Source organism: Streptomyces carpinensis, from assembly GCF_002154505.1.
Classification (GTDB): domain Bacteria; phylum Actinomycetota; class Actinomycetes; order Streptomycetales; family Streptomycetaceae; genus Streptomyces; species Streptomyces carpinensis.
In genome coordinates this window covers 1-26,839 of sequence record NZ_MUBM01000150.1, presented here as the reverse complement: position 1 = coordinate 26,839, position 26,839 = coordinate 1, and the positions used below count along the sequence as shown (strand labels likewise).

Annotated in this window: 19 protein-coding genes and 6 pseudogenes; 16 read left to right on the top strand and 9 right to left on the bottom strand. The window is 69.0% G+C overall.

Annotation, left to right across the window (positions count from 1 at the left end):
* Window positions 1-35: 35 nt before the first annotated feature.
* Window positions 36-611 (bottom strand): YceI family protein, encoded by a 576-nt coding sequence (locus BZY54_RS20360; RefSeq protein WP_244217247.1) that lies wholly within the window; start codon window positions 609-611, stop codon window positions 36-38.
* 201 nt (window positions 612-812) lie between these two features.
* Window positions 813-1,598 carry a DUF5995 family protein gene (locus BZY54_RS20355; RefSeq protein WP_086726613.1) on the bottom strand — a complete coding sequence of 262 codons (786 nt, stop codon included), beginning with the start codon at window positions 1,596-1,598 and terminating at the stop codon, window positions 813-815.
* A gap of 429 nt (window positions 1,599-2,027) precedes the next feature.
* Here BZY54_RS20355 and BZY54_RS53350 point away from each other — a divergent pair, with 429 nt between their 5' ends.
* Window positions 2,028-2,534, top strand: a complete 507-nt coding sequence (locus tag BZY54_RS53350) for a hypothetical protein (protein WP_244217246.1) — start codon at window positions 2,028-2,030, stop codon at window positions 2,532-2,534.
* 39 nt (window positions 2,535-2,573) lie between these two features.
* On the top strand, window positions 2,574-2,900 hold the full coding sequence (locus BZY54_RS50915) for a hypothetical protein (RefSeq protein ID WP_158103885.1): 327 nt from the start codon (window positions 2,574-2,576) through the stop codon (window positions 2,898-2,900).
* 371 nt (window positions 2,901-3,271) lie between these two features.
* On the opposite strand, the gene BZY54_RS50910 is transcribed toward BZY54_RS50915, so the two are convergent.
* Together BZY54_RS50910 and BZY54_RS20335 are read right to left on the bottom strand one after the other, a co-directional pair.
* Window positions 3,272-3,643 (bottom strand): transposase, encoded by a 372-nt coding sequence (locus BZY54_RS50910; protein WP_158103884.1) that lies wholly within the window; start codon window positions 3,641-3,643, stop codon window positions 3,272-3,274.
* A gap of 208 nt (window positions 3,644-3,851) precedes the next feature.
* Window positions 3,852-4,074, bottom strand: a pseudogene (locus tag BZY54_RS20335) (hypothetical protein); the annotation flags it as partial.
* Window positions 4,075-4,252: 178 nt separating this feature from the next.
* On the opposite strand from BZY54_RS20335, the gene BZY54_RS20330 reads away from it, so the two are divergent.
* From BZY54_RS20330 to BZY54_RS20315, 4 genes are all read left to right on the top strand, one after another.
* Window positions 4,253-4,516 (top strand): hypothetical protein, encoded by a 264-nt coding sequence (locus tag BZY54_RS20330; RefSeq protein ID WP_086726610.1) that lies wholly within the window; start codon window positions 4,253-4,255, stop codon window positions 4,514-4,516.
* A gap of 278 nt (window positions 4,517-4,794) precedes the next feature.
* Window positions 4,795-6,249, top strand: coding sequence for an FAD-dependent monooxygenase (locus BZY54_RS20325; RefSeq protein WP_244217245.1), 1,455 nt, complete (start codon window positions 4,795-4,797; stop codon window positions 6,247-6,249).
* 470 nt (window positions 6,250-6,719) lie between these two features.
* Complete coding sequence (locus BZY54_RS50905; protein ID WP_158103883.1) at window positions 6,720-7,112, top strand: LppP/LprE family lipoprotein; 393 nt, start codon at window positions 6,720-6,722, stop codon at window positions 7,110-7,112.
* Window positions 7,113-7,197: 85 nt separating this feature from the next.
* Window positions 7,198-7,941: a 4'-phosphopantetheinyl transferase superfamily protein gene (locus tag BZY54_RS20315; RefSeq protein ID WP_086726616.1), complete on the top strand. Its 744-nt coding sequence runs from the start codon at window positions 7,198-7,200 to the stop codon at window positions 7,939-7,941.
* 217 nt (window positions 7,942-8,158) lie between these two features.
* Here the strand turns inward: BZY54_RS20315 and sbnA are convergent, their stop codons facing one another.
* A complete protein-coding gene (sbnA, locus tag BZY54_RS20310) occupies window positions 8,159-9,172 on the bottom strand; it encodes a 2,3-diaminopropionate biosynthesis protein SbnA (protein ID WP_086726607.1) in 1,014 nt (337 codons plus the stop codon).
* Window positions 9,173-9,527: 355 nt separating this feature from the next.
* Between sbnA and BZY54_RS20305 the strand changes: the two genes are divergently transcribed.
* The 5 genes and pseudogenes from BZY54_RS20305 to BZY54_RS20280 form a co-directional block, all read left to right on the top strand.
* Complete coding sequence (locus tag BZY54_RS20305) at window positions 9,528-12,233, top strand: Pls/PosA family non-ribosomal peptide synthetase (RefSeq protein WP_086726606.1); 2,706 nt, start codon at window positions 9,528-9,530, stop codon at window positions 12,231-12,233.
* A 62-nt stretch (window positions 12,234-12,295) separates the two neighbouring features.
* A pseudogene (locus BZY54_RS20300) lies at window positions 12,296-14,782 on the top strand (non-ribosomal peptide synthetase); the annotation flags it as partial.
* Window positions 14,783-14,886: 104 nt separating this feature from the next.
* Entirely contained in the window at window positions 14,887-15,915 is a 1,029-nt protein-coding gene (locus tag BZY54_RS20295; protein ID WP_086726604.1) for a TauD/TfdA family dioxygenase, read from the top strand.
* Window positions 15,912-17,015 carry a 2,3-diaminopropionate biosynthesis protein SbnB gene (gene sbnB, locus BZY54_RS20290; RefSeq protein WP_208640705.1) on the top strand — a complete coding sequence of 368 codons (1,104 nt, stop codon included), beginning with the start codon at window positions 15,912-15,914 and terminating at the stop codon, window positions 17,013-17,015. Before BZY54_RS20295 ends, sbnB begins: the two co-directional genes overlap by 4 nt.
* Before the next feature lie 646 nt (window positions 17,016-17,661).
* Window positions 17,662-17,881, top strand: a pseudogene (locus tag BZY54_RS20280) (transposase); the annotation flags it as partial.
* A gap of 698 nt (window positions 17,882-18,579) precedes the next feature.
* Here the strand turns inward: BZY54_RS20280 and BZY54_RS20275 are convergent.
* Together BZY54_RS20275 and BZY54_RS53345 are read right to left on the bottom strand one after the other, a co-directional pair.
* Window positions 18,580-20,667, bottom strand: coding sequence for a serine/threonine-protein kinase (locus BZY54_RS20275; RefSeq protein ID WP_086726603.1), 2,088 nt, complete (start codon window positions 20,665-20,667; stop codon window positions 18,580-18,582).
* Between the two features lie 93 nt (window positions 20,668-20,760).
* Window positions 20,761-21,036 (bottom strand): annotated as a pseudogene (locus BZY54_RS53345) (hypothetical protein); the annotation flags it as partial.
* 1,100 nt (window positions 21,037-22,136) lie between these two features.
* Between BZY54_RS53345 and BZY54_RS20265 the strand changes: the two are divergent.
* The 3 genes and pseudogenes from BZY54_RS20265 to BZY54_RS20260 all read left to right on the top strand — a co-directional run bounded on the left by BZY54_RS20265 (window position 22,137) and on the right by BZY54_RS20260 (window position 23,324).
* Window positions 22,137-22,457 carry a hypothetical protein gene (locus BZY54_RS20265; RefSeq protein WP_086726601.1) on the top strand — a complete coding sequence of 107 codons (321 nt, stop codon included), beginning with the start codon at window positions 22,137-22,139 and terminating at the stop codon, window positions 22,455-22,457.
* 17 nt (window positions 22,458-22,474) lie between these two features.
* Window positions 22,475-22,663: pseudogene (locus BZY54_RS54775) on the top strand (hypothetical protein); the annotation flags it as partial.
* Between the two features lie 112 nt (window positions 22,664-22,775).
* Entirely contained in the window at window positions 22,776-23,324 is a 549-nt protein-coding gene (locus tag BZY54_RS20260; protein ID WP_086726600.1) for a hypothetical protein, read from the top strand.
* Here BZY54_RS20260 and BZY54_RS53335 read toward each other — a convergent pair.
* Window positions 23,299-23,559, bottom strand: a complete 261-nt coding sequence (locus BZY54_RS53335) for an acyl-CoA thioester hydrolase/BAAT C-terminal domain-containing protein (protein WP_244217248.1) — start codon at window positions 23,557-23,559, stop codon at window positions 23,299-23,301. The genes BZY54_RS20260 and BZY54_RS53335 overlap by 26 nt on opposite strands.
* Window positions 23,560-23,750: 191 nt before the next feature.
* Here BZY54_RS53335 and BZY54_RS55090 point away from each other — a divergent pair.
* A pseudogene (locus tag BZY54_RS55090) lies at window positions 23,751-24,293 on the top strand (ATP-binding protein); the annotation flags it as partial.
* 132 nt (window positions 24,294-24,425) lie between these two features.
* On the opposite strand, the gene BZY54_RS20245 reads toward BZY54_RS55090, so the two are convergent.
* Window positions 24,426-24,680, bottom strand: a complete 255-nt coding sequence (locus BZY54_RS20245) for a response regulator transcription factor (RefSeq protein ID WP_086726598.1) — start codon at window positions 24,678-24,680, stop codon at window positions 24,426-24,428.
* 372 nt (window positions 24,681-25,052) lie between these two features.
* Between BZY54_RS20245 and BZY54_RS20240 the strand changes: the two genes are divergently transcribed.
* A partial coding sequence (locus tag BZY54_RS20240) for a PAS domain-containing protein (RefSeq protein WP_086726597.1) occupies window positions 25,053-26,839 on the top strand: 1,787 nt, incomplete at its 3' end.

Here is a 26,839-nt window from a genome sequence, read left to right as displayed (position 1 = left end):
CGGCAGCCGGCGAGGACCGAGCCAGACGGTGGGACTCAGTAGCCAGGTCGGTCTGCCGGTTCGAGCCGGGCCACATCGAATTCCACCTGGACATCATCGGCCAGCCGCAGTGCGCCCAGGAACGCGGTGTAGGGCTTGATTCCCCAGGTGGACTGCGTGACGGTCGCCCAGCCGCGGACCAGTCCGTCGCCGTTGCCCTTCCCGTGCACCGTCACAGGGTGGGTGCGGTCCTTGATGGTGAGCTCCCCGGTGATCTCGAAGGACTGCGCAGTCCCCGCGATGCCAGTGGAACGGAAGGTGATCACGGGGTGCTCTGCGGCATCCAGCAGGGCCCTGTCCTCGAGGATCCGTTTGATCTCGGCCCGGTCGGTATCGGTGAGCGGCTTCAACCCACCCGTTCCCTCCCGGACTTCCAGCGAATCCGCCTCGACGGTCACATTCACCCACGACCTGCCGGGGTCGCCTGCGGCAATCACCGCCTCGCCGGACCACCGGGTTACCTCGATCGTCAGGTCGTGCCCCGCCTTGCGGCCCAGCCCGGCGCGACCAGTCTTGATCAACAATCGGCCGTTCGACGGCCCCAGCCCGTATCTTCCGTCTGCCAGCGTCACAGCGCCCGAGAGTAGGGGGCGAAAGCAGCCGAGCGGTCGAGGCAGCACGATCGGCGTGTCCCACATGCCACCGCCCCGGCGCGATGCCCCGCTTCCCCATGCCGAAGTCAAGCCGCTACCGGACGCGGCTTCGGGGCGAACGCGAACCTCTGGACGCCGGCCGACAAGCAGGCAGTGGCCAAGGCAGAGCAAGGCGGGCCCTCACCCCGTCCCCTGCCGGGCGGAGGGTCGTTCCATGGCGTTGTCCAGATGAGTGATGACGGCACGCACGTCATCACTCTCGGTGGTCCGGATCAGCTGCAGTGCCGGGCGGACGAGGCCGCCCGGCCGCGCTATCAACCGTGCGAGCACGCCGGCCCGGATGTCGAGCCGCTGGATGGTGGCCTCGCGCTCCTCTTCGTTCTGGCCGGCAAGCAGGACGGCGTTGTACCACGCCTCCTCGCGGGACTGACGGACACTGAAGTCGAGGATCCGCTCGTCGGTGCGGGCTCCGACCTGATCCAGCAGCGACAGGAATGGCGACAGGGCGCCGACTGAGTCCTGCACCTCCAACACCACCCGCGCAAGGATGTCGTTGATCAGCAGAAAGTCGCGCCGCAACGCGTGGATGGCCTCGCCTGGGCTGGTCCGCGCGGCGGCGATGGCCAGGTCGAGGTTGATGTGCGCGTTCACGCCGAGTATCAGGTGCTGGACGATGATGGTGTCGGAGTCGTCGAGCAGCCCGAACGCCTCGCGCCAACAACGCGGCCCGCTCTGGTCACGACGCCAGGCGTCGTACGCGTCGAAGTAGCGGTTGCCGAAGAGCGTGTCGAAACGGTCCATTCGCGCGCCGTCGTCGAACAGCCCACTGTGAATGGCCGTGCGGACCTCAACGGTCACCTGTCGGTACAGCGCCGCGAAGTACCCGATTCGGTCACCGGCGCGGCCGGCCTCTCGCACGATCCCGGCAAGCCCGTCCACGACATCGTCGATGTTCTCTGCCGCCATGCCCAACTCCCCCCTCGCGGACCCTCGTTCGGCCCGCACTCTGACTGCTGTCCGCAGCGCCGATTACAGCGTTGTCCCCCTGTCCTACCCACCGCACACCCGGGAGGGCCCCCGGCCCTGCAGGAAACGGGACGGGGAGCCCCGCTCATCACCCCGCCACAGCCGCAGCCGCGGCGCACACCGGGGAACCGGAATAGGCGTGGGGCCTTGGGGGCGACAAGCTCAGCTGTTTCTGGCGAGGAACCCCGGGCCTTCAGGCCCGGGAGGAATCGGCTCCTCGACCACGGCGCCGCGCGGCGGCGCCGTCTCACTGCGAGTCCTGTCCCGCGGCCGACCAGACAGTGATTGCCGACACTCGGTGGTGCTGCACATTGTCAACTGCTGCCCGGGGTGGGCTCATTGTCAGTGTCGGGGAGTGCAGTTCGTCGCGTGAAGATCTACGTGCAGGCCAAGTTGCTGCCGACCGTCGAGCAGGCGGCCGCGCTGCGATCGACCCTGTTCGAATGCAATGACGGCGCGAACTGGGTGTCCCAGGTCGCGTTCGACCGCGGGGTGCCGCGCGAATACGAACTGCGGAAACACACGTACGCCGAGCTGAAGGCCCGCGGCCTGGGGGCGCAGGCAGCGCAGCACGTGACGAAGAAGGTCCGTGACGCGTACCCGGGCCATAACTCAATCTCCGCAGGGAATCAGCTTCCACCAGACCCGGAGCGCTTCAAACTACCGACGGAGGGGCCGCCGAGGCCATCCACTCGGTCGGCTGGGGCAGGTGACGGTCTGCCGTACCCCAGATGGCGTATCCCGGGTGGAGGTGGGATAGTGATGGAAACGCACATTTTGAATGTGGCGAATGTGGCACGTTCGGAAGCGCTGACTGGCCGCTTCAATTCAAGTGTGTTACCCGCTCGTGCAATGTTCAATGCGCTTGCTTTCTGAGTGATTGCCCTGGCAATGCGACGAGAAGGGAGAATGGCCGTGTCCATGAAGCGATCGATCATTTGGGCCACTCCGATGATCTTTGCGCTCGCCATATTCTCTCCGGGTATGGCATCGCAGGCATTTGCCGCCTCTTCCCCAGCGAAAACAGTGATTGCCTCGCCGCGAAGCGAACCTGCTGACATCCAGCAAGACCTCAGGCTGAGCCCGAGTCAGGAGGAGGGGCCCGGCTGGACGCAGGGCTACATTGATGGCCAGGCGTGCCGAGATCCCGATCCTGGAGCGTACGAGAGCTTCCCCGACGAAAACTTCGAGGACAACTACTACGCGGGGTATGACGAGGGATCCTACGAGGCCGAGTGCTAGTTGGCGCACCCGCTCGGACTGACAGAGCCGGAGACCACGGTTGCGTCGACGACCGTGGTCTCCGGCTCTTCGGCTGACCACCGCGTTACTGATGATCTCGGCGTCATGTCGCCGGACGGTCGACGATACCGCCGGCCCAGAGACACCGTCGTTGTGCGACATCCCGCCCGGAATCTCAGTAACGGAAGCGACGTGGTACCCGCTGGACGCCCTTGTTGACTTCATCGCCATTCCGGTGGCCCCCCACGCGGTCTCCTCGCCGCCTCAACGCGTTCCGGCGTCCACGGCACCGGCGACGGTGGAGAGGGCCGGGGGCGGACGGTTCTTCTCGGATACGGCAGCTGTAGATGGTTCGTTGTCGAGCTTTTTGATCATAGATCAAGGCCCGTGGCAGGCGGTGGAGTTCGTGGCTGCTGAGGGGGGCGAGGGACCTGGTGGTTGGAGCGCACTCCCACGACGTAGCCCAGGCCCAGCTCGCGGCAGACGGTAGGCAACTCCCGCCCGCCGTCGACCTCGTCGCCCAGGAAGAACGAGGCGGACATGCCCTGCTGAGCGGCGGCGTGGAGCATGTCCGCCGCGAGGCGCGGCTTGGCCGCGAAGCACAGCTCGTCGGGGACGCTGGTCAGCTCGCGGCGTTCCTCGTCGCCGGCCCACTCCTTGGTGAAGTACAGGCGCCGGCCGATCAGGCAGTACCCGGCGGACGAGGCGGAGGTGAGGTGCACCGCGACCTGGCACAGGTCCACGCCGCCGACCGAGCCCGAGTGCGGGCCGCGGCCACCGTGTCGGTCGAGGGCTTCGCGTCCCCCGTCTCGTCCGCGATCAGGATCCTGTCGCCGGCCTTGCCGCTGGACTGATGGCGGCCGCCTGTGTGAGCACCGCCGTGCTGCCGGTACGGCCGTTGTCGCCGGTGCCGTTCGGGGGCGTACCGCCCGTCTTGCCGTTGCCCTGCTGGCTGCCGGAGAAGCCGTCGCCTCCGCCACCGTCGTTGCCCTTGCCGTCGAAGGCCCGGCCGAGGCCGTTGGAGCCCATGATCAGGTCGCAGGCGGTGCCGTCCGTGGAGCCGCCGATGTACGGCCGTTCCGAGGCGGGCACCAGTGGACGCGGCCGCCGTCCACCAGAAGCTGGAGATCGCCAGGGCCACGCCCGCGAGCACCAGGTTCATGATCCGCTTCACCGGGGCTGGGCACCGGGCACGCGGGCATATCAAGATCATTTATGGGTGTCAAGTCACGGCATTCAGTGGTGTGACGACGCATGACCCGTTCGGGCTTACTCGAAACACGACCTCACCGATCCGGAGTGAGGCTCATCCACCGCAAGGAGGAAAGGTCGTGTTTCGAACGAGTAAGAAGATGGCCAAGATCGCGGCCATCACCGTAACCGCAGCAGGGGCGCTCCTGGGCGGCGGCGCCGCCGCCCAGGCCGCACCCGCCACGACGCACGCCACCACCGTGGCAAGCGTCAGCCGCGACGGCGGCTGGTGTGACGACGGCGGCTGGTGTGACGACGGCGGCTGGTATCACGACGGCGGCTGGAATCACGACAGCGGCTGGAATCACGACGGCGGCTGGAATCACGACGGCGGCTGGTATGACGACGGCGGCTGGTATGGCTGAGGGTAGCCGACCCGGGGCAGGCGGCACCGACGCTGCCCTGACTCCCGCGGCACCCTGAGGCGGCGCCTGACCGGCCACGAAGAGCCCCCGGTCAGATCGCCAAGGCCCGGGCGCGGGTGCGGCAGACACACCTCAGGTGTGAGATCGCCGCACCCGCGCGCCCGGTGCCGGGCACAGGCCCAGCCCCCTTCTTGGCCCTCGGGCGCGCACCGACCCACGAGCACCAAGACCCAACCCACCGATTCAACTCAGAGACTCGACCCAGGGGAGAGGAACCCATGCGACCACTACTCCAAGGACCCGAGCGGCAGGGGACGCCGACCGGGACCGCCCTTCCGCCGCTGGACGGCCCCAACCCGACACCGACCGCGCACCAGAGTGCCGCAGCCGCGATGCGGCTGCCCGGCCGTGCAGCCAGAACGGGACACGCCATGAAGATCGTGTGCGTCGGCGGTGGACCGGGCGCGTTGTACTTCGCGATCTCGGCCAAGCGCCGCGATGCCGGCCATGACATCACCGTCATCGAACGCGACCCGCCGGGGGCCACCTACGGCTGGGGCGTGGGGTATGGGGACAACCTGCTCGACCACCTCTACCGCAACGACCACGACAGCGCCCAGGCGGTGCGTGCGGCCTCGGCCCTGTGGCAGGACCAGGAGGTCCGCTGCGGAGAACAGACCGCGTATATGAGCCGGTACGGCTACAGCATCGCCCGGGCCACCCTGCTCGACATCCTCACCCGACGCGCAACCGTGCTGGGAGTGGATGTCCAGCACCGCCGCAAGGTCGACGACCTGGCCGAGCTCGCCGACGCCGACTTGATCGTCGCCTGCGACGGGGCCAACAGCCGGGTGCGCCAGTTGCACGGCGACCACTTCGGCACCCGCCTGGAAGTCGGCCGCAACCCCTACATATGGCTGGGCACCGACAAGGTGTTCCCCCGCTTCACCTTCGCCTTCGAACCGACCCCGGCCGGGTGGATCTGGTTTTACGCCTATCCCTCGAGCGCGGAAATCAGCACCTGCGTCGTCGAGTGCGCCCCAGAGACCTGGCGGGGCCTGGGGCTCGACACGCTCGACACCGCCGACGGTGTGCGGTTGTTGGAACAGATCTTCGCCTCCGCTCTGGACGGCCACGCGCTGCTTGGCCAGTCCCGGGGGGAACCGGCACGCTGGCAGCACTTCACCGAGGTACGCAACGCCACCTGGTGCCACGACAACGTGGTGCTGCTGGGGGATGCCGCCCACACCACCCACTACACCCTGGGCTCGGGCACCCGGCTGGCGCTGCTGGATGCGATCGAGCTCGCGCACAGCCTGTATACGGAGGCAGAGCTGCCTGCCGCTCTGCAGGCCTACGACAAGCGCCGCCGGGCCGCGCTCCATCGCGTGCAGGCCGCGGCCCGCACGAGCATGGCCTGGTTCGAGCATCTCGACCATTACCTTGAGCAGGATCTGGTGGACTTCGCCTACGCGATGTCGGTACGGCAGGGGGCCCAGGCGCCGTGGCACTACCAGCTGCACAGGGCCACCCAGGTCCCGGTGCTGCGCGGGGTACGACGGGAAGCCAACAGGGGCCTGCGGAGGTATCTGGCGCTGCGGCGCGGGGAGACGGCCCTCGGCACGGGCAGCGCCACCAGGAAGGCCACGACCACGGCGGCTCTGGCGGCACCAGTGACGGCACCGGGCAGGGCAGCCCCGGCAACCTGGGCCACCGAACTTGTCGAGCCGTGATTCCTCATTCCCCCCTGGCGATTTTTCGGCCGGGCCGACTCCATGCAAAACCCCGAAGGACACGAACCCGCCGCAGTGCTTTTCCTCATCCCTCGCGATGCGGCCGCCCCGGCGCACGACGAAAATTCACCAACCCGTGTGCCGGGCCGAAAACCCCGCACCGCGGAAAGAAAAAACCCATGAGCACTCACCCATGCACACATCACCCGGTGCCCGCCGCGGCCGCACCTGCCCAGGGCTTGCCACCGAGACAGCCCAGGCCGGCACTCCGTTCCCGGTTCTTGTACACCGCCCTCGCTGCCACCGCCGTCGTCTTGACCCTGGCCCCCGCAACGGCACTAGCCGCGCCCCCCTCCGGGGGGCTTGCCCCCTCCGTAGGGTCCCGGACCGGTCTGAGCGTTGCGACGATCGGGGCGCTGCCTGGCTCCTCCCGGGCCGACGTGCCCAGTCCCAGCGCGATCGCGCGGGTGATGGCCACGACCGTCGAGGCAGGCGATCCCTCGGAACATTTCGCGCCGTCCAGCGCCCCGGTCACGGTAGCGGACGGGTCCGGCGGTTATCTGACCGCGGTGATCGGCACCCGTTCTCCGAGTGCAGACGGGTACGGGCAACTGGTCTTTTTCTGGCACGGCACGACGTTTGTCGGCTGGGACCGCAGCAGCGAAAGCCTGGCCATCCAAGCCATCACTCCCGGAAAGCCGGGTGCCATCCGAGTCACCTACGCCCATTACGGGCCCGATGATGGATTGTGCTGTCCCTCCCTGCCCGCGGTCACGATCGAATACCGGTGGAATGGGCACGGCTTCACCCCCTCAGGGATGCCACCAAAACGCGGAGAGGAAGCGGCGGTGGAGGGTGCCTGAACGGTCAGGGTGATGTTCCAGCCAGGCAGCGTCAGATACCGGAACCGCAACCCGAACTCGTTTGAGTTCGTATCCTGCCAGTGTGATGGCTGGTGCGCTGTGGCGTCCGACGGAGCTGCGGGACGGGGGGTGGGAGCAGCCGCTGATGGCGTCGGGGACGGCGGGGCGGCCCGGGTTGTGGCTGGTGCGGGCGGAGGCCTTCAGGCCGGTGGCGGCACGTCTGGCCTCTTCGGTGCTGGACGGGACCGAGACGGAGCGTGCGGCGGCGCTGAGGGAGACCCGGGACAGGGACACGTATCTGAGCGGGCACGTGGCCATGCGCCTGCTGCTGGGTGCCCACCTCGGCGTCCCGCCCGTCGACGTTCCGCTGGAGCGGCTGCCGTGCCCGCAGTGCGGGGAGCCGCACGGGCGTCCTGCGGTGCGTGGCGATCCCGTGTATTTCTCGCTGTCCCACAGCGGGGGGCTGTGTCTGTTGGCCTTCGCGGCGACGCCGGTGGGCGTGGACGTCGAGACGGTCCCCGGCCTCGCGGTGGCCGATGAGGTCGGGGCCTGCTTGCATCCGCGGGAGAGCGCCGAGTTGAGCGAGCTGCGGACGGTGGACAGGCCGGCTGCGTTCGCTCGGGTCTGGGCGCGCAAGGAGGCCTATCTGAAAGGGCTGGGCACGGGGTTGGGACGCGCCATGTCACTGGACTACCTGGGGACTGGGAGGAGCGCACCGGCCGCTGTGCAGGGATGGACGATCAGGGATGTGGCCGTGGACGGCGGATACGCTGCCGCGGTCGCGGTTCGGCGCCCAGGTGCCGTGCTCAAGGGCCGTCGGACTCGGTGACGACGGTGGCCGGGCCGGGCGCAGGCCATGGCGGGGAGCGAGCTGTTCGGCGTGGTCCGGCGGGCTGACGTACACCGTCCGCGCCGTGTCACCCCTGCATCACTGCCGCACCGGGCACTCACGGCGCTGCCGCTCCGGGCCACCGCCGGCGGCACGCAGCTCCCTGCCATCGACCTGCTGTCCCTCGCAGGCGAAGGGCGCATCAAGGGGTTCCCGGTCATGGCCTGGTCGCGGTCCGCCCTTCGCCCCCTGCGGGGGTGTGGGCGGCAGCGCCTTCGAGTACGTCGTCCCCGTAGAGGTCCTGTACCCAGTTGGTGTGGTAAATGGTTTCGAGGTAGCGCTCGCCGAGGTCGGGGGCGATGGCCACGGCGGTCGGCTGCCGGCGGGGTGCTGACTGCTGGGCGAGCCAACGGGTGGCGCCGCTGACGACCGTGCCGGTGGAGCCTCCGAAGAGGAAGCCGCTGCGGGCGAGTTGGTGGCAGGTGCGGATGGTGTCGGCTTCGCTGACGTGTATCACCTCGTCCACGTAGGAGTCGTCCAGCAGCGGTGGACGGACGCTCGTCCCCAGGCCGGGGATCATGCGCCGGCCTGGAGTGTCCTTGAAGGTGACAGATCCCTCGGCGTCGATGGCGACGATGTGTACCGGCCTGTGCCACTCGCGGAAGTAGCGTGCGCAGCCCATGAGCGTGCCCGTGGTACCGGCTCCGACGAAGAGAACGTCGAGGTCGGGGAAGTGGCGGGCGATGGCCGGGGCGGTGGTGCGGTAGTGGGCCATGTGGTTGTTGGGGTTGCTGTATTGGTTGAGCCACACGTACCGGTCGTCCGACGCACACAGTGTGCGGACGTGGTCGATGCGCGCGCCGAGCAGGCCACCCTGCTGGGCGGGCTCAGTGACGATGTGGACCTGGCTGCCGAGCGCTTCCATGAGCAGCCGGGTGGGCAGGTTGCAGCGAGTGTCGGTCACGCACACGAACCCGTAGCCCTTGCTGGCCGCGATCATGCTCAGGGCTACCCCGAGGTTGCCGGAGGAGGACTCGACGAGGACCGAGCCGTCGGTGAGCAGACCGTCGCGTTCGGCGGCCTCGACCATGGCGGCGGCAGCCTTGAGCTTGATCGAGCCGGCGAAGTTGAAACCTTCACATTTGAGGAACAACTGGCGCCTGGTGATCGCCTCCAGGTCGATGTAGAGGTCGTTCTCGTTGAATTCCTGAGGGGTGGATATGACCGGCACGTTGCCTCCTGATCTGTGTGTGAGCCGTCTCCACCAGTACGCGGGATCAATCCTGGTTCCGTCATGCCACCGGAATTCGGGGCTTGACAACGGCCGGGCTCGCGCGTAGCGGCACGGATTTATTGGGATTCGAGGGGGGGCCTGCGCGGGCTCGGTGCCTTCCATCTGGGCTTGTCCTGGCGCGTACCGCCACCAATGCGTGGTGTCAAGTTACGAGATTCAGCGGCGTGACGAAGTCGTGCCGGGCCGGGCGTACTGGTGGGGCGGGCGTCAGGAATCCGCCGCGAAAGGCTCTGGCGCCTTTGCGGGTGGGAGAAGCCCGTCTCCCCACCACACCGACGACATCGGAGCTCACATGGCAGGGAATTCCCCCCGTACCTGGACGGCCGGCCCGCCCGGCATCTCCACGTGCCCCGACGACAGCGGAGGGCCTGACGCCGGGACCGCCGGGTCGCCGGCCGCCACCGCACGGCTACTGGCCGAGGTGCTGGCCGACGTCGTGCGCGTGGAACACGTGTCGGCCGACAGCCACTTCTTCGATGACCTGGGCGCGGATTCGATGGTGATGGCCCAGTTCTGTGCGCGGGTCAGGAAGCGGGCGGACCTGCCGCCCGTGTCGATGAAGGACGTCTACCGGTATTCCACGGTCGAGAGTCTCGCCGCCGCGCTGACCGGGCCCGAAGCCATGGCCTCCGCCTCCGCTGCCACCGGTGCGGCGACCGCGGGCACCGGACTCACGACCAGCGCGTCGACCCCCACGGTGCCTCCGACACCCGTATCCATGCCCCATCAGCCGCCCGGCGGGCCGTCCGTCCCGGCCTCCGGGCCGGTGCCGGCCACGAACGCCGCACAGACCTCGCACGGGGCCGCAGTACGAGCCGGCACGCGTCAGTACGTGCTGTGCGGACTGCTGCAGTTGCTGTTTTTCCTCGGGTACTGCTACCTGGCTGCGTTGGCAGCGACACGGGGCTACGCATGGATCGGCGACGGCTCCTCCCTCGCCGATCGCTACCTGCGTTCCGTGCTGGCCGGCGGTGCCGGATTCATCGGCCTGTGCACGGTGCCGATCCTGGCCAAATGGCTGCTCATCGGCCGCTTCACGCCCCGTCAGTTCCCCGTGTGGAGCCTCACCTACCTGCGCTGGTGGATCGTCAAAACCCTGATCCGGACCAGTCCTGTCCGCCTGTTCACGGCGTCGCCGCTGTTCGTGCTGTATCTGCGTGCGCTGGGCGCGAAAATCGGTCGCGATGTTGCGATCTTCTCCACGCATATTCCTGTGTGTACGGATCTGCTCACCATCGGAGACGGGGCGGTCATACGCAAGGACTCTCTGTTCTCCTGTTACCGCGCCCATGCCGGCCTCATCCAGACCGGTCCGGTCACTCTCGGCAAGGACGTCGTCGTCGGTGAACAGGCGGTCCTGGACATCCACACCTCACTGGGCGACGCGTCCCAGCTCGGCCATGCCTCGTCCCTGTACGCCGGGCAGGCCGTACCCGCCGGGGAGCACTGGCACGGTTCACCGGCCGAGCCCACCGGCACAGACTTCCGCAGTACGCACGCCGCCGACCGCTCCGCCACGAGAAAGGTCCGCTACACCCTCGGGCAGCTGCTGGCCCTGCTGCTCGTGTATCTCCCCCTGACCACGGGCGGCGCGGCCCTGCTGGTCGCCGCGGTACCGCAGCTGAAGGCACCCCTCGATGCCGGGTCATGGCCGCATACCGGCTCGATGCTGTTTCTGGGCGCGCTGGCCGCTTCCTTCACGCTGTTCTTCGGCGCCGCGCTCGCCGGGCTTGCCCTCCAGGGCGTGGTACCGCGCCTGCTCAACAGGGCGATCAAGCCGGACACGGTCTACCCGCTCTACGGCTTCCATTACGGTCTGCAGCGGGCGACCGCCTTTCTGACCAACCGGAAGTTCTTCACCACGATATTCGGGGACAGCTCCGCGATCGTTCACTACCTGCGCTATCTCGGCTACGACCTGTGCCATGTCACGCAGACCGGCTCGAATTTCGGCACGGAACTCAAGCACGACAGTCCGTTCCTTACCTCGGTGGGCAGCAACACGATGGTCGCCGACGGCCTGTCGATCATCAATGCCGACTTCTCCAACACGTCGTTCCGCCTCTGCCGTGCCTCGATCGGAGCGCGAAGTTTCCTCGGGAACCGCATCGCCTATCCGGCACAGGCCCGGACCGGCGACAACTGCCTGCTGGCCACGAAGGTCATGGTGCCCATCGACGGAGAGATGCGCGAGGGCGTCGGCCTGCTGGGTTCGCCTGCTTTCACCATTCCGCGCACCGTGATGCGGGACGCCCGGTTGAACAACCTGGCGGGCGGCAGCGAACTGCGCCACCGCCTCGTCCGAAAGAACCGGCACAACGCCGCGACCGCGGTGCTGTATCTGCTGGCGCGGTGGTTCCACGTCTTCGTCGTCACCCTGCTGACGCTGGGAGCCGGAAGCCTCTACCCCTCCATGGGCGCATCGGCGATTGCCCTGTCCATGGTCGGTGGCCTCGTCTTCAGCGTCTGTTACTTCACCCTGATCGAGCGGGCCGCCACGGGATTCACAGCACAACGGCCGCTGGCCTGCTCCATCTACGAGCCGTCCTTCTGGCGGCACGAACGCTTCTGGAAGATGGCGGCGGTCGATCACGCCCAGATGCTCGGCGGGACCCCGTTCAAGAACGTGGTTCTGCGGTTGCAGGGTGCCCGGATCGGCAAGCGGGTCTTCGACGACGGCTCCTTCTTCCCCGAACGGACGCTGGTGACGATCGGGGACGACTGCACCCTCAATGCGGGCACGGTGGTCCAGTGCCACTCGCAGGAGGACGGCGCCTTCAAGTCCGACCGCACCACGATCGGTGCCGACTGCACGCTCGGTGTCGGCGCATTCGTCCACTACGGCGTCACCCTGGCCGACCACGTCGACCTTGCCTGCGACTCCTTCCTCATGAAGGGCGAACACGCCCCCTCGCAGGCCCGGTGGGGCGGAAACCCAGCCCGTCAGCTGCCCGACAACACCCCCCGCACACCCGCCTGCCTGGCAGGCCGCATCTGACGCCGTGCCCCACACCCCGCCACATCAGACCACCTCAGCACCCGAACGAAGGACAGATCCTGATGGCACTCGACACTCCCGCCGCCCGAGACTTCTGGCACGGCGTCCTGACGGAGTCCGGCGGCTGCACGCCCCTTCCGCGCTGGACCCGCGAGCCGGTTGCCGGACTGGCCGAGCACCACGCACCGATCCCCGTCAGTGACGCGGCGGCCGTGCGCCGGCTGGCAGACGACCTGGCCGTGCCGTTGAGCACCGTGCTGCTGGCGGCGCACGCCAAAGTGCTGGCCGCGCTGACCGGTGAAAGCGCCGTCACCATCGGCCTGTACGGGCTCGCCCCTGGTCGGCCGCTGCCGTGCCGGCTGACGACGGCACCCCGCTCCTGGCGGGCCCTGCTGGCGCACGCCCACGAGGCCGTCTCGCAGGTACTCGTCCACCGGGACTACCCGGTCGACGACCTCAGGCGCGAACTCGGCCTTCCCGAGCCGTCATGTGAAACCGCACTTGATGCGACCGGCTTCGGCGACGCCCCCGCCGGGGACAGCGGCGCCCCGGCCACCGACGCAGTGCTGCGGATGGGCATCGCGCACCACGACGACGGCGGGCTCACGCTGCGGGCGCGCTACCGCACCGATGTCCTCGACGCCGACAGCGCCGCCCGCATCGTCGGCTACCATCTCACCGCGCTCGCCCTGATCGCCGCCGACCCGGCCGCGGAGCACGGCCGGCAGAGCCTGCTGTCCGCCGAGGAACGGCGCTTCCAGCTCGAAGGGCTCGCCGGGCCCCACCGCAGCCTGCCCGACGCCGGGGTCCATGAGCTGTTCGAGCAGTGCGTACGGCACGACCCGCACGCGGTCGCAGCGGTGCACGGCAACCGGCAGTGGACCTACCGGGAGCTCAATGCCCGTGCCAACCGGCTGGCCCGCGCCCTGCTGGCGCGAGGACTCGACCGCGAAGGCGTCGTCGCGGTGGTGATGGACAGAAACCTAAACTGGCCGGCCGCCGTGCTGGCCGTCTTCAAGGCCGGAGGCGTCTACCTGCCCATCGAGCCGCATCTGCCTGCCGAACGCGTCAAGGCCATGCTCACCACTTCACGGTGCACGCTGGTGCTCACCGGACCGACCGCCCCCGCCACCCTGCGAACGGCCCTCGCGTCCCTGCCCACCGTGCGGACGCTGCACACCGACACCGCCGACGAGGAGGGCCACGCCGACGACGACCTCGGTATCGCCGTGGCAGCCGACCAACTGGCCTACATCTACTTCACCTCCGGCTCCACCGGTAAGCCCAAAGGCGCCATGTGCGAACACGGAGGCATGCTCAACCACCTCCACGCCAAGATCGACGACCTGGAGGTCGCCGAAGGACAGGTGGTCGCCCAGACTGCGCCCCAGTGCTTCGACATCTCGCTGTGGCAACTGCTCTCCGCGCTCCTGGTCGGGGGACGGACCCTTCTGGTCGAGCAGAACGTGATCCTCGACGTCCGGCAGTTCGTCGACACCATCGCCCGCGGACGGGTCTCCGTCCTCCAGGTCGTTCCGTCGTACCTGGAAGTCGTCCTCACATACCTGGAGCAGCACCCGCGCGAACTGCCGGACCTGCGGTACGTGTCGGTCACCGGCGAGGCGCTGAAGAGGGAACTCGCCCAGCGCTGGTTCGCCGCCCAGCCCCACGTCAAGCTGGTCAACGCCTACGGACTGACCGAGACCTCCGACGACACCAACCACGAGATCATGGACCGTTCACCGGACGGCGACCGGGTCCCGCTGGGCCGTCCGGTCAACAACGTGCACCTCTACGTCGTCGACGAGCACCTGAACCCGGTGCCGCTCGGTGCGCCGGGCGCGATCGCCTTCTCGGGGATCTGCGTCGGCCGCGGCTATGTCAACGACCCCGAGCGCACCCGGCCCGCCTACCTGAGCGATCCCCACCGTCCAGGCCAGCGCCTCTACCTGAGCGGCGACTTCGGCCGCTGGCGGCCCGACGGCAAGCTGGAGTTCCTGGGCCGTCGCGACACCCAGGTCAAGATCCGTGGTTTCCGCATCGAGACCGGCGAGATCGAGAACACCCTGCTGCAGGTGCCCGGCGTCCGCGACAGCGCCGTGGTGGTCGCCGAACGGCCCGACCACAGCACACACCTGGTGGCCTTCTACACCTCCCCGCGGCCCCTGCACACCGACGTCCTGCTGGATCGGCTGGGCACCGTACTGCCCCCATACATGGTCCCTTCGGCCGTCCACTGGTGCGCGGACCTCCCGCTGACCGCCAACGGCAAGGTGGACCGGAAAGCCCTGACGGCCCTGGCCACCCGGCTTCATGCCGCGAACGACGACGTCGAGGCGCCCGGTACGCCCACCGAACGACGGCTGGGCGCCGCATGGGCCGGCGCGCTCGGCATCCCGCAGGACCGGATCGGACGCCACGACCACTTCTTCGACCTGGGCGGCACCTCGCTGTCGGCCGTGAAACTCGCCATCAGCCTCGACCGCCTGGTGTCCCTGGCGGACATCACCCGCCACCCCGTCCTCACGGACCTGGCCCGGCTCCTGGAGGAGCTCTGCCAGCAGCAGTCAACCGCGCGACAAGCCTCAGCCTGACCTCGTCCGACTTCCCCCACCCACGAAACATCCCCCACACCACGGAAAGGACAAGAAAGATGTCACTCCCCACCTCCACCGTCCCCACGCCCATGCCCGGTACGGAACTCGACGTGCACCCCGGCGGCAACCCCCCCGTCCTGCACACCGGCGCCCACGCCCGCGGGGACGCGCCGGGCTGGGCGGCCGAGCACCGCCACGCCGTCCGCAGCCTCGTCACCGAACACGGCGCGCTTCTCATCCGCGGCCTCGCTCTGAAGGAGGCCGGCCAGGCCGGGGCCGTCCTCCACCACCTGGCTCCCGGCCCGATGACCGAGAGGGAGGCCTTCGCACCCCGCCGCACCCGCGCGCCGGGCGTCTACTCCTCCACCACCTGGCCGGCCAACCAGCCCATGTGCATGCACCACGAACTCAGCTACACCCATGCGCCCCCCGGCCTCCTGCTGCTGGCCTGCCTGACCGCGCCCCGCACCGGCGGAGCCACCGCCCTCGCCGACGCCACCGCCGTCCTCGACGCGCTGCCGCCCGAGCTGGTCCAGCGGTTCGAAGAGGAGGGCTGGCTGCTTACGCGCACGTACCACGACGAGATCGGGGCCTCCTGGGCGCAGGCGTTCGGCACCGACGACAGGACTGCTGTCGAGGACTACTGCCGCGCCCACAGGATCGAGTTCCGCTGGCTGCCCGACGGAGGCTTGCACACCCGCCAGCGCCGCCGCGCCGTGCTGCGCCATCCGGTCTCCGGCCGACGCTGCTGGTTCAACCAGATCGCGTTCCTCAACGAGTGGACGATGGCCCCCGAGGTGCGGGAGTACCTCATCGACGTCCACGGCCCCGACCGTCTGCCTTTCACCACGCGCTTCGGCAAGGGCGATCCGATCGGCGAGGACGTCGTCCAGCTGATCAACACGGTGTACGAGAGGCACACCGTCCGCGAGCCGTGGCAGGACGGCGACCTGATGCTCGTCGACAACATCCGCATGGCACACAGCAGAGAGCCCTTCGAGCCACCGCGTGACGTCGTCCTCGCCATGGCCGAACCGCTGCACCCGACCCCCTGCCCGCCGACCTTCGAGGAAAACGCCCGATGACCACGTCCCCTTCCTGCGCCAAGGAGTCCGCAATGCCCCACTCCGCGATGCCCCAGCCGAGCACGACGCCACTGCAGGCCGCGGTGCCACCGTTCGCCGTGATCCCCGGTGCCCAGGTCCAGCACACGCTGCAGGGCCAAGAACGGGAGATCGTCGATCTCGTCGAGGCGACCTACCGGTTGCACGCGGCCGGGGACTCGGTCAATCCGCCGTCGTACTTCCTACGCTTCCCCGACCGACCGACGGCGCGGATCATCGCGCTGCCCGCGTCGATCGGCGGGCAGGTACGGGTGGACGGCCTGAAGTGGATCTCCAGCTTCCCCGACAACGTGCCCTCCGGCATCCCGCGAGCCTCGGCCGTGCTCATCCTCAACGACCACGACACCGGCTATCCGCTCGCCTGCCTGGAGAGCTCCATCATCAGCGCGAGCCGAACGGCCGCGATGGCCGCGTCGGCGGCCGACTGGCTCAGCCGCCACCGCCGACGCCCCACCCGCGTCGGATTCTTCGGAACCGGCCTGATCGCCCGCTACATCCACACCTTTCTGACCGCAACCGGCTGGAGCTTCGACCAGATCGGCATACACGACGTGTCCCCCGACCACGCTGCCGGCTTCCACAGCTACCTGGAGCACACCGATACGGCCCCACCGATCACCACGCACGACAGCCCGGAGCAGCTGATCCGCTCCAGCGACCTGGTGGTCTTCGCCACCGTCGCAGGCCGGCCACACGTCACCGACCCGGCATGGTTCGACCACAACCCCTTGGTGCTGCACGTGTCGCTGCGCGACCTCGCCCCCGACATCGTGCTCGCATCGGCGAACATCATCGACGACGTCGACCACTGCCTCAAGGCCGACACCTCACCACACCTGACCGAACAGCTCACCGGCAACAGGGACTTTCTCACCGGAACGCTGGACGACGTCATGGCCGGCCGGGTGGCGCTCCCGGAGGACCGGCCCGTGGTCTTCTCGCCCTTCGGCCTCGGAGTGCTCGACCTCGCCGTCGGCAAACACGTGTACGACGAGGTGGCACGCGCCGGGCATCTGCACGTCATAGAGGACTTCTTCCATGAACTGCGCCGCTACGGATGAGCGGCCGGACGGCCCGGCCCCCGCCGGCTCGCGAAGGCAGGCCCGTCCGGTACCGAGGGCCCGGGCCGGGCAGGTCTGACCCGGCCCGGGCCCGACGCCTTCGAGGAGGCGCTCCTCGCGTCTCTGTGCGGACCGGTCCGTCCCGGTCGCTTCGTGGTCGGCTACCCGGAAGCGAAACAAAGGGGATATGAGCGGAGTTTCGGGTGAATCCTGGCACGGTGTGCCTCGTGCGTCCATGAGGGCTCATCGGCCCGGTCAGCCCCGCCGGGAGGGAGAGGCGTAGCGGCCGCGCTCGCTGCTGAGCGTGCACAGCGTCTCTGATCAGCTAAGCGAGAGACATAGCGTCTGGCAAGGGAACTGCCCACCTGGGTGGGGAGGCATGGGCATGAAGGTGGAATCCCGCGCCCCGTGCTACTCCTTGTGGCCGGTGTCGGCGGGTGGTGGATGTGCTGATCGTGGCCACGTCCTAGTGCCGGCGGGCTGCACAGGGCAGCCGAGTCCGGTCCGTTGGTGCGTGTCCCTCCGGACGCCGGTCGGCAGGACCGCGCGAGCGGGCTGCTGAGGAGGGAACCTCGCGTCGCCTGGGCACGAGGCGGTTGGTCCGTGGCCGGGTGCGGCCGGTCTTTCCGGCTGGCCGGGACGGCTGATCGCACTCGACCTGCTGGCCTGGATGCCCATGCTCGCCCTGACCGGCCAAGCCCGGCTCTGGGGGCCCCGCCGCCTGCGGTTCCGCCTGTTCTCCGCGGCCGCCCAGCTCGTCAACCACCGGCCGGCGCCGCATCCTCCGCCTCACCCGCCACTGGCCGTGGATCGGCGAGATCACAGGTGCTCTCGAATGGCTGGTTCTCCTGCCGAACCCCGGCTGACACGGCAGCTTTCCGTCCCTGCGAGCGGCACCACCCCGCCCGCAGCAGTGGAACCCGGCGCCCACCCGACGTGTCACTCGGGTCCCCGACATGCCTGCCATAGCCACGGAAAGCGAAACGGTCCACCGGCTCAGTCGGCGGACCGTCATGCAAGATCGAGGTTGGCACGTGTGTGGACAGATGAGGTTGTAGCCGACAACACTCTGCGCAACGGTTTTCAAGACGGACACCGCGCAGTGGGCGACACCTGTCCCAGCCTTGCCTCATACACAGCCCGGCGGGTTCGAGGGGCCTATGCAGCCCTCGCTCGGCGCTTCCGTCGTGGCCTTCGTTGTCTGAGGCATTGCCTCAGCACTCGTCACGCTCACCGCTCCGGCGAGCAGCGCAGCAACGCAGAACGCACCGACGAGGTGTCGGATGCGCTTCCGGGTACTTGTCATCATGATGATCTCCCTTGGCTTGGGGTGGATTACTCCTTGTTTGTCGGTTTAGTGCTACAGCTTGGTACTGCAGCCGGACCACTGTCAACCACTATGTTTTCCCTGGTCAATGGCCTGGAGGTGGTGGGGAGCGCGGTGGGGCGGGGGCGGTGATCCCAGCGTCGGGCCGTAGCCATGCCCGCCTGGCGACCAACAGCCGGAAGACCATCGACCCACCGCGACCAACTCGACTCTGCCGCCCCAAGCGAAAAGGGGAGGCTAGAACTTGATGACCGACACCGAGGCCGAGCCGGAGTTGGCCGCGTAGGCCCGGCGTCCGTCCGGGGACACCGCCACCCACACCGGATACCCGTCGACATGGATGGGGTTGCCCACGGTGCGGTTGGTGGCGGTGTCGATCACCGACACCGAATCCGAGCCGGCATTGGCCACGTAGGCCCGGCGTCCGTCCCGGGAGACCGCCACCCCGACTGGCTTCTTGCCGACATCGATGGGGTTGCCCACGGTGCGGTTGGTGGCGGTGTCGATCACTGACACCGAAGCCGAGCCAGCATTGGCCACGTAGGCCCGGCGTCCGTCCTGGGAGACCGCCACCCCCTCCGGGGTGTGGCCGACATGGATGGGGTTGCCCACGGTGCGGTTGGTGGCGGTGTCGATCACTGACACCGAAGCCGAGCCGGCATTGGCCACGTAGGCCCGGCCTCCGTCCTGGGAGACCGCCACCCCGTACGGCGTCTTGCCGACATGGATGGGGTTGCCCACGGTGCGGTTGGTGGCGGTGTCGATCACCGACACCGAATCCGAGCCAGCATTGGCCACGTAGACCCAGCGTCCGTCCGGGGACACCGTCACCCCGACTGGCTTCTTGCCGACATGGATGGGGTTGCCCACGGTGCGGTTGGTGGCGGTGTCGATCACCGACACCGAATCCGAGCCGAAGTTGGCCGTGTAGGCCAGGCGTCCGTCCGGGGACACCGCCACCTCGTACGGCTTGTCGCCGACATCGATGGGGTTGCCCACGGTGCGGTTGGTGGCGGTGTCGATCACCGACACCGAAGCCGGGCCGAAGTAGTTGGTCGCGTAGGCTCGGCGCCCGTCCGGCGACACCGCCACCGCACCCGGGGATTTGCCGACCTGGATCGAGGACACGGACGGTGCGGTGGGACCCGAGGAACGGGACTGTGCCAGGTAGATGCCGCTGCCCGCCGCGGCAAGCGCCGCCAGCGCCACCCCCGCAATGAGCCTGGCCCGTCGGTTTCTGGGCCGCGGCGGGCGGGGCCGCAGCCGGGCCTCGTCCCCTTTGTGCGGCAGCGGTTCCAGGGGCGGCCCGGTCGGTTCCTCCGGCTCGGCCGGCGACAGGATCTCGGTCGGCGGGGCCGATTCCTGGGGGCGCGGTGGCTTCGAGGCGGGGGGCTGCTCGGATGGCGGCACCTCCGGTGAGGGAGTCGGTTGCTGCAAAGGGGACGGGTGGGGCTGGTCGGCGATGGAGGCGAGCCGCCGGGCGGCCTCCTCACCGTCCATCCTGTCCGCGGGGTCCTTGGCCAGCAGCCCGAGGAGGACCGGGGTCAGCTCCGTCGCCTGGCGCGGCAGGATCGGGGACTCGAACAGCAGGGCGGTCAGCGTGGCGAGGGCGGTGTCGCGGTCGAAGGGACCGGCCCCCTCGAGGGCGTAGTACAGGGTGGCCCCGAGTGAGAACAGGTCGGCGGCAGGGGTGGGTGGCTGACTGTTGGCCCGCTCCGGGGCCATGAAGCGCGGCGTCCCGAGGACCTCCAGGGTGGCGGTCAGGCGGTCCTCCCCGGAGCTCGGCTCCAGCGCGATGCCGTAGTCGGTGAGCATCACCTGGCCGCCGCCCTCCGTCGGATAGGAGGGCTGGGGCCCGGGATGGGTCAGCAGGATGTTGGCCGGTTTGACGTCCCGGTGCAGAACGCCGAGCCGGTGTCCCTCCAGCAGGGCGTCGAGGACCGCCAGGCCGATCCGGGCGACGTCGCCGGGCGGCAGCGGCCCCTGCTCGCGCACCACCGCCTCCAGATCCATGGCATCGGGGACGAACTCCATGACGATCCACGGCAGGCCGCCCTCCTCCACGATGTCGTGCACGGTGACGACATGCGGATGGTTGCGCAGCCGGGCGGCGTGCCGGGCCTCGCCGCGGGCCCTCGCGATCCGGGAGCGCACCTCGCATTCGGGGACGTCCGGCGGCAGAATGATCTCCTTGAGCGCGACCTCGCACGCCAGTTCCTGGTCGTACGCCAGCCACACACGTCCCATGCCGCCGGTACCGAGCCGACGCAGAAGCCGGTAACGTCCGGTGATCACGCGCCCGGCGGCCTCTTGCGCTCCTGTCATGGCGCTCCTCTTCCAGGACGGCCAGCAGGGGTTCCTCGGCGAGCGCTGAAGGGTCTCTCTCCACGTATTGCATATCGGTCGAAGAACGGCAAGTCACCCGGAACGGGTGTAGCCCGTGTATGTTCCGCGCGGCGGTATCGGGATCAGGAGCGGGAAAGCGCGAGCGCGGAGAAAAGGTCTGTGGATCGGTTGAGGTTGTGCATGCCGTGAGAGGGTGCAGGCGTTCGTTTCGAAGCGAGTTCCGGCGTGGACGAGGGCGACGAGGTGGGGCGCGCTCACAGCCCGCCACCGCCCTCGGGCGGACTCGCCGAGTTTGAAGACCATGGCCAGGGCGGCGGTGCGGGAGCCGGCGCCGCGGGCGACCTTGGTGGCGTGGCCAGAGGTGGGGGAGGGCGAGCGCGTCAACCGCGCCGGATGCCGTCGAGGGCAGGGTGCAGCTTCCGAAAACCGGTTGGGCGCGTGCCCGTACCGCTGGCCTGCTTCCCCCACGCCCTCCTTGATCCACGACGTGGTGCCCGCGGGCACACCGGCCGGATGCCCGCAACCCACGCTGAAAGCGGAGGGCAGCTCGACCATCCGCCCCTGGGCGGACAAGAACGCCGCCGCGCTCATGGCGTTCCAGAACCCGGCCATTCAGCCTGGATCCACCGCGTAATGCCTGATCACGTGACGTGATCGGTTTCCAGGTGGATATCCCGGGTCCGGGCAGGGGGCGTTTCCGGATGGCCGTTGCGGTGGCGGGTTCTTTCAAGGTCCTTCACGTCGCGGGCAGGCAGGGTGCGCGGTCGGTCAGGTGCGCAGGCGGTGGCCGGCTGCCGTCCACAGCTGTTCCAGCGCGTCGCGCCAGGGCCACCTAGCCGGGAAAGTGCCAGGTCAAGGTGCGTGCCCCAGCGGCCAGCCGGGCCGGGACGCCCCGATGCGACCCCGGAGACCTCATGGAGGGCTGGCTCCGCACCGGCGACGACGGTTACTTCTCCACCGTCGACCGCAAGAAGGACCTTCATCATCCGCGGCGGCTTCAACGTCTACCCGCGGGAGATCGAGACGGTTGTGTACGAATACCCCTTTGTCGCCGAGGAGTTGAGGGTATCCGTCCGCGACCCGGTCGCGCGCCGTACGAGTACCCGCGCGAGACCCGGCTCGTCGACGCCCTCCCGAGGGGGCCCACCGGCACGATCCTCAAGAGGCGGATCGCCGTTCCCGCATCGTCCTGACGCGCTGTGCACCCCGCACCCCGGGGGGAGGGTCGGTGGGTCGGGGATGTTTGTCAAGCCCCGAATTGCAGGGGCATGACGCGGTGCGCCGGGCCGGGGTTAATTGAGGCATGGGTTCACGCAGAGCAGGTGGCCCACCGGGATGGTCCGGACGGTGTTGACGGGACGTGTTGTCCCGCGGCCGCCCCGCTGGAGAACCGGCAGGACCGTTTCGACGCATTCCTTTCCCATCATTTCTTACCAAGGAGATTGACCATGGCTCGCACACTTCTTACACGGCGTCTGGCGATCCTCACCGCTTCCGCTGCCCTGGCCGCGGGAGGCGCGCTGATCCCCACCGCCGCGTTCGCCGCTCCGGCCCCGGCCCAGACCAGTACCGTGGCCACGCTGGCCAAGACCGTCAGCGGTTACGTTGCTGATGACAGCTACTGGTCGACCTCGTCGGACTCGTCGTCCTCGTCGGACTCGTCGTCCACGACGTACGTGGATACGCCGGACTCCAGCTACTACCAGTCCACGTCGGACTACTCGTACTCGCAGTCCTCGTCCTTCTCGGAGGGCTGGACGTACTCCTGACGAGTCTGTCCAAATGCCTGCGGGCACGAAGAGAGGGTGTTCAGGATCCGTTTGCGACAACTGACCTGAACACCCTCGTGACCGCACTGCACGTGAAGATCGACGATGAGTGGGCTGGGATCGCGCGTCTGCCCGCGCGGCCCCCGAAGCTCAGTCACTCGGAGTTGCTGTGCCTGGCAGTGATGCAGGCGATGCTCGGTTTCCACTGAGAGGCCCGCTGACTGCGGCACGTTCGCAAGCACTACCGGGACATGTTCCCGTACGTATTCCGTCTCATCCCGTCCCCTTCCTCATGCCACCACACGGGGGTACCCGCGCATGTCCACGCCTTCTCAGGGCCAGCAGCCCGGCCAGCCGCAGCATCCGTTCCAGCCGCAGGCCCCGGAACCTCACAAGAAGAAGAGCAAGGGCAAGACCTGTGCCGGAGTCGGCTGCCTGGGTGTCGTCGTCGGCATCCTGGTCATCGCCGGCGCGATCTCCGCTGCTACCGGCGGCAAGTCCAGCAGCGGTACTGCCAAGAGCCCGGCCGCCGCACCCTCGGACGCCGGCAACGGCTCCAAGGCCTCCGCCTCGCGGTCTGCCCCCCAGAAGGAGGCGCCGCAGACCGTCACTTACGTCGTCACCGGCACCAGCGGCGCCGACGTGCAATACGGCCCGGCCGGGTCCTTTGCCCAGGGCAAGTCGCCGATGAGCGTGACCAGGCCGCTCGAGAACCGGCAGCGCTACGCGATCACCGCGCAGCTTCAGGGGGGCGGCCATGTCACCTGCCAGTTGAAGGTCAACGGCAGGGTCGTCTCGCAGTCCACTGCGTCGGGCGGCCACAACATCGCCTCCTGCGAGATCAGCAAGGACAGCGGCGGGCGATGAGCTGCGCGGTGGTCCCGGCTGAGCGTCGGCGTTCTGCCAGTTGTTCGGCGAAGCGGAGAGAAGGCCACATCTCGTCGTCGCCACCGGCGACGAGCAGCAGATCTGCCCGGGCCTTTTCGACGGGAATCTCTGCCCGAGGAAGCAGGTGAACGAAGCTCCGCTCGCTGGGTTCGTACCAGTCGCGGATGGCGGCCGGACCGCTACCCGGGTTGACCGGAGTCCAGGAGCCATCCATCGGAACAAAAGGCAAGGGACGCCCCTGCCAGGTCCGGGAAGACCGATACGGGCGCTGTTCCCCATCGCGGCCCGGACCCGCATTGCACCGGACTCGCGACGTGGGCGACAGCGCGATGACAAGCGGGCGGCACGCGACCATGCGGCCCGCAAGCCGCTGCCGCCGACCCTCGTATCTGGTGGCCGAGCGGCATCTGCGGCCGGTCGGCAAAGACTGCCTGGTCGCCTTCGGCGAGCATCCGCATCCGCACCACGGCCGGCAAGCTTGGCCTCCCCCGTCTGGCGGAAACCATCAGCGAGTACCCCTGGTGGGCCAGCGAGGGGAAACCGGGCTACCTCGACTTCCTAGACCTGGTGCTGTCCGAGGAACTGGCCGTCCGTGACGGCCGTCGCTTCCGCAGCGGGCTGTGGACCTTGAAGCTACCGCACACAAGACGCTCGACGAGTACGACTTCTCCTTCCAGCCCGACTTGGACCCGCGCAAGGTCAAGGACCTGGCCACACTCTCGTTCGTCGAGGCCAAGGCGAACGCCGCCCTGCTCGGGCCGCCCGGAGTGGGCAAGACACACATCGCTGTCGCCCTCGCGGTCGGGGCCTGCCGGGCCGGCTACTCGATCTACTTCACCAGCCTCGACGACATGGTCCGCAGCGAGGTCCTCGCCACGCCATCCTCGACCGCCTCCTGCACCACTGCGAAGTGATCTCCATCAAGGCCCCAGCCACCGGCTCAAGAACGGACGAAGCCCGGCGAGTATCTGGTCGACGCAGGCCATACCTCCGCCGCGACCATCCTCACCGCTCGTGCCAACTCGCGAAGCGCTTGCAGAACGAGCAGTTCACGACCCTCGCCTGGTCCGAAACGCGGCGTCACAGGCCCAGGGAGACGGCCAGGCGCGTGAGCTCGGCGGTGCTGCTGATGCCGAGCTTGGTTCGGATCCGGCGCAGATACGCGTCGACGGTGTGTTTCGAGAGACCCATGCGTCGGGCTGTCTGCACGTAGGTGTGCCCGGCGGCGATGTGCCGCAGCGCCTCCCGTTCACGCGGGGCCAGTGCAGCCGGCCCGCACGCGAAGGCAGAGGCGGGGGTGGGGGCTTCGGTGTACAGGGCGGGTGCGAGGCTCATGGCGGCTTTCCTTCGGCGCATCGGTCCGGTCGTCCCCGCTCACATCTTCGGAGTTACACGGATGCCTAAATGCGGGTATTTGCCCCTAACTGACACAGGTAGGCCCAGGCCGGTTCCGCGTCGTCGTATATTTCCTGAAATTTTCGTTATCTGCATATATCGGTGATGTGCAGAAGCACCCTCGGTACCCGGCTCCGCACACAGCGCACCGCCCACCGCGGGCGGTCCGCGCCCCCGCCTGGCCCGGGCACCTCACCGGGCACCGTGCTGGTGCTTCCTGCCCCGCAGGATCATGCTTGTAGGTAGGGCCCTGGCCGCGGAGGTTCCCCCGGGAACAGTGGTCGAGGAACGAGCGAGGCGAGATGAGCGCCGATGGAGCACCTTCCCACTCCTCCTGGTGAACGGCCGGGCGAGGCGGCCGCCCCGCTCGAGCCGCCCCGCACCGCCACCGTCACGGCCACGGCCACCGTCGACGAACACGGCATCGTGACGGAGTGGGGCGAGGGCGCCCGGCGCCTGCTCGGCTACGAGCCCTCACAGATCATCGGCCGCCCTGCCACTTGCCTGCTCGCCGACGACACCGGCGAGGCCGCCCGCCGGGCGGCCGGGCACCAGGCGGCCGGCAAGGACCGGTGGAACGGCACCGTGGTGCTGCGCCACCAGGACGGCCGCCGCCTCGAACAGCACCTGCTCGCCCACCGCCGTACCCCCACCGGCGGTGCGGCCACCGAGTGGCTCCTTCTCTGCGCCGTGACCAGCCCGCCGTCGCACCCCGAAAACCGCCCGCAAGGCACACCGGGCGAGCGGGGACAGGAGGAGGAGCCGGGCGGGCTGAGGGAGCTGAAGGAGTGGGCGTTCGCCCAGTCCCCGTGCATCCTGGCCGTCTTCGGCACGGATCTGCGGCTCGTTGCGGCGAACAGCGGTATGGAGCGCGCCCTCTCGCTCACCGAGGCCGAGATGCGCGGGCTGCGCCTGGTGGACATCGCGCCGCACCCCGTGGGCGAGGAGATCCAGGCGCGGATGCGCCGGGTGCTTCAGGACGGCGAGCCGCAGTGGACCGAGGCCTTCCTCTCTGCCGCCCATGCCGGATGGGCTGACGGCCCAGAAAGTGGCCGGCCGGTGTCGCTGACCGCGCTGCGCGACGGAGCGGGCCGGCTGCGGGGCGTGTGCCTGACCGCGTACCAGGGGCACGAGGAGCACGCGGAGAGGGAGCGGATGCTGCTGAACGAGGCCGGCACCCGTATCGGCACCACCCTGGACATCGCCCGTACAGCCCAGGAACTCACCGACGTCGCCGTCCCTCGCCTCGCGGACTTCGCCGCCGTCGACCTGCTCCCTGCGCGCGGTGAGGAGGCGGGCGCCACCGCTTTGGCCGGGCCGGTCACCATGCGCCGCGCCGCCGTGCGCTCGGTCCTGGAAGGAAGCCCCGAGTCCCCGGTCGCCGTCGGCGAGTCCAGCACCTACCCGGCGCTGTCCCCGGTGGCCGAATGCCTGGCGAAGGACCGCGGGGCGCTCTACGAGATGACCGGCCCCGCCCTTGCCCGGTGGGTCGGCGAGGACCCAGGAGCGGCCCGGATCCGCGAGTGGGGCACGCACTCGCTCATGGTGGTGCCGCTGCGCGCCCGAGGCACCACCCTGGGCGTCGCCCTCTTCAGCCGCCACCACAACCCCGTCCCCTTCACCCCCCAGGACCTGCAGCTGGCCGAGGAGCTCGCCGCCCGGGCCGCCATGAGCATCTACAACGCCCGGCGTCACACCCGCGAACGCACCACGGCCATGACCCTGCAGCGCAGCCTGCTCCCGCGGGCCCTGCCCGAGCAGGCCGCCCTCGAGATCGCCTCCCGCTACCTGCCCGCCGACCCTCTGGCCGGCGTCAGCGGCGACTGGTTCGACGTGATCCCGCTGTCAGGCGCACGCGTCGCACTCGTCGTCGGCGACGTCGTCGGCCACGGCGTCCGCGCCTCGGCCACCATGGGCCGGCTGCGCACCGCGGTATGCACCCTGGCCGACGTCGACCTGCCGCCCGACGAACTGCTCACCCACCTCGACGACCTCGTCATCCGCCTCTCCGCCGACGAAGCCACCCCCGAAGGCGCCCCCGAAGGCGCTGGCGGCATCGGCGTCACTTGCCTCTACGCCGTCTACGACCCCGTCACCCG